This is a genomic window from Paenibacillus forsythiae T98 (assembly GCF_000520735.1).
Lineage (GTDB): Bacteria > Bacillota > Bacilli > Paenibacillales > Paenibacillaceae > Paenibacillus_AQ > Paenibacillus_AQ forsythiae.
Genome location: NZ_ASSC01000250.1, coordinates 1 through 3,336, shown reverse-complemented (window position 1 = coordinate 3,336; position 3,336 = coordinate 1). Strand labels below are relative to the sequence as shown.

Sequence of the window (3,336 nt, the reverse complement as noted above, 5' to 3'; positions counted from 1 at the left end):
CTTCGCTTCGATTCTGCGGGTCATGGGCGAGAACTCGTCCTCCAAGCAATATTATATTGTGGACGGCGCCGGCAGAATCGTCTCTTCGCCAAATGAACAGCTTCTTCTGAAACCGTTCTCGGCAAACGTATCTCCGGGTCTTCTGGAGCGTAAAACCCCGGTTTCCGACATTGTCGGCTCGGGAGGAGGGAGCAGGCTGGCAACGGTTATCGCTTATGACAGGTTGAACTGGAGGCTGGTGAACATTGTTTCTCTGCAAACGCTTAACGGTGATATCCGCCGGAACTTTGCCCTGACCTTCGCGTTCGGCGCCTTATGTCTGCTGCTGTCGCTGCTGCTCGCGGGGAAGCTGTCCAAGATTATTGTGAGCCCCTTGCTTCAAGTAACCAAGGCGATGCGGAAGGTGAAGGAAGGCGACCTGAATATCGCCTCGCCGGTGACGACGCAGGACGAAACGGGTCTGATCGCCACGGTCTTCAATTCCATGGTGCGGCAGATCAAGGAGCTGCTTGAAGCGATAACCGAGGAGCAGGGCCGCAAGCGGGAGTATGAGCTGGCGTTGATTCACGCGCAGATCAGGCCCCATTTTTTATATAACACGCTGGATACGATTTATGTTCTTAACGATCTGGGACTGAACGAGGAGGCGCGGGATACGACCAAGGCGCTGGCCGATTTCTACCGGGTGGTGCTGAGCAAGGGCAATGAGCTGATCCCGCTGTCCGGCGAGATTGGCAATGTCCGGGATTATCTTAACATTATGCAGGTTCGCAATCCGGACGTGCTGCGCTATGAAATCGAGATCCTCGAAGAGCTGGAGGGCGTGCTCGTTCCCAAGCTGTCGCTGCAGCCGCTCGTGGAGAATGCCATCTACCATGGGTTGAAAACGAAGGGAAGCCAGGGAGTGATCGTCATCCGGGCAAGGAGAGAGGGCGGAGACGCGGCGATTTCCGTGGAAGACAACGGAGTCGGGATGTCGCCGGAGCAGGTGCTGCGGGTCACGCAATTTGCCTCCGGCAGCATCAGGCCCGCATCCATCGGAATCTATAGCGTACACGAGCGGATCAAGCTCTATTTCGGCGAGCCGTACGGACTGACGGTACGGAGCCGGCCGGGAGAAGGGACGATAATGGAAATCAAGGTGCCAGGGGAAGGGATGGAAGGCAATGTATAAGGTGATGATAGCCGATGATGAGCCGCTGTTCCGTTATTACATGCGCAGCAAGCTGGACTGGAGCGGACACGGCTTCACGATCTGCTGCGAAGCAGCCAACGGGCGGGAAGCGCTGGAGGAGGCGAAACGGTACTTGCCCGATTTGGCGCTGATCGACATCAGCATGCCGTATATGAACGGTCTGGAGCTGGCCGAGAAGCTGAAGGTCAATGTGCCGGGACTGCTGATTGTCTTCGTAACCGGCCATAACGAATTTGAATATGCCCAGAAGGCGGTCAGGCTGGGTGTTCATGATTACCTGCTCAAGCCGTTTGACCAGCGGGAGTTCACCGCCATGATGGGCAAGGTAAGGGAAACGCTGCGCCGCCGGGACGAAGCTACTCTGCTTAAGCGTGAAACAGGCTGGAATGAGGGGACCTCGCGCAGCATGGAGGAGCAGGCGACGCAGAAGGTCCGGGCGCTCTTTAATGAATCCTCCGAGTCCTTCGAGCAAGGGGCGGCGCCCGTCCGGCATGAGCTTCATCCGGGCACCCACGAAACGCTGCTGATGGCGCTGAAGATGCGCGATCATGAGGCCGCTGCGGACGAAATCGGCCGGACCCTCGCTCTGTTCCGGCTTCGGGGCGCCGGGGACCGGTTCGCTTTCACCGTGCTGATGAGCTATGTCTCGCTGTGTCTGTCCCATGCGGGCGAAATCGGCATGAACCCGGAGAGCCTGTGGGCTCCGGCGGCTTCGCCGGAGCAGCGTCTTCGGGGGATGGCCTCCTGGGAGGAGGCCGAGGACTGGATTGCCGGGATGTACGATAAAGTTATCGGGTACAGGCCGGATGCCCGTCCGTCCAAATCTTATAATTTGTTTCTGGCGGCTAAAGGTTATATTCACAGGCACTATTCCGATCCGGAGCTGACGGTGGATCAGGTGGCAAGCGGCATGTATGTCGATTCGAGCTATTTGCGCAAGGTATTCCGCAAGGAAGGGGCCATTGCCGTCCTGGATTACATTACCTATACCCGAATGAAGCGGGCCAAGGAGCTGCTGGCCGACGGCAACGTCAAGCTGGCCGAAATCGCTGAAAGAGTGGGCTATGCCGACCCGAACTATTTCAGCAAAAGCTTTAAAAAGCATTACGGCATACCGCCGTCGGAGTTCGAGCAGCGGGAAATCCGCATTCGGCATACCGGAGAATAGTTGTCTGAAGGCAGAGTCGAGGCATGATGAAGCGGTCCGCAATGGACCGCTTTTTGCCATTCTCCGCTGAATTACGAATTGGAAGCAGCCCCCCCCTATTCTCTAAGCATTCCGGATATTCGGGGCCGCTATTGTCCCGGAAATTACCGATTATGCCCGGTTTCACCCTTACCGGTGCCAGCGGGCTTCACTATAATAAGAGACATCACCTGACTGGAAGCGCTAACAAATAGCGGTTTCAGAAAGAGAATAAATTTGGATACGAAGAAAAGAAAGGGGATTCATTATGAAATGGAAATATATGAAAGCGCTTAGTGCGCTTGCTGCCCTGTCCCTGACGATCTCGCTGACGGCTTGCGGAGGGAATAATTCGAACAATTCAGCCTCCTCCGGAAACAGCGGCGGCGCGGATGACGGAACGAAAAAAGTTCAGATCAAGGTGTATGCCCAGCATTTTGACGAAGATACTGCCAAGCCTTTCGATTATGCGGTGGAAGAGCTGAAGAAAGAAATGCCGAATGTGGAAATCAAGCTGGATGAGGCGGTGCAGGACGGCTATCAGAAATTGAAAACGTATGCAGCAACCGGTAACATGCCCGATATTTACGAGACGGACTGGACGACGCTCCAAACCTTTGCCAAATCGAAGAATGTGGAGCTGCTCGACAGCTATTCGGCGACCGCCGATTTCAAATCCAAGCTGAACACGGGTCTCGAATCCCGGCTGACCGCTCCGGACGGACATGTGTACGCTTTCCCATACACGGGAATTGAGTTCCAGCTCCTGTACTATAACAAGGAGATTTTCCAAAAGGCCGGTATTCAGACGCCGATCAAAACGGTCGACCAGCTGGCCGACGCCGCCAAGAAGCTTTCCGCCGCAGGCTACACGCCGATGGCCATATTCGCGAAGGAAAAATGGATTACAACCGCCTTCTACGCCGGATTGGTAACCCGGGAGGACGCTAACGGC

Annotated in this window: 3 protein-coding genes; all 3 read left to right on the top strand. The window is 55.7% G+C overall.

Going from position 1 to position 3,336, the window contains the following annotated elements; translation table 11 throughout:
* Positions 1-1,174: sensor histidine kinase (locus tag L692_RS0108600; protein ID WP_025698992.1), on the top strand; the 1,174-nt coding region annotated here is incomplete at its 5' end.
* Positions 1,167-2,363, top strand: a complete 1,197-nt coding sequence (locus L692_RS0108595; RefSeq protein ID WP_025698990.1) for a response regulator transcription factor — start codon at positions 1,167-1,169, stop codon at positions 2,361-2,363. The genes L692_RS0108600 and L692_RS0108595, both read left to right, overlap by 8 nt.
* A 286-nt stretch (positions 2,364-2,649) precedes the next feature.
* Positions 2,650-3,336, top strand: a 687-nt coding sequence (locus L692_RS0108590; RefSeq protein ID WP_025698988.1) for an ABC transporter substrate-binding protein, incomplete at its 3' end; no start/stop codon positions are given.

What these genes read in the sequence shown, in the direction of transcription:
- L692_RS0108595 (WP_025698990.1), top strand. Translation starts at nt 1,167, where the DNA reads ATGTATAAGGTGATGATAGCCGATGATGAGCCGCTGTTCCGTTATTAC.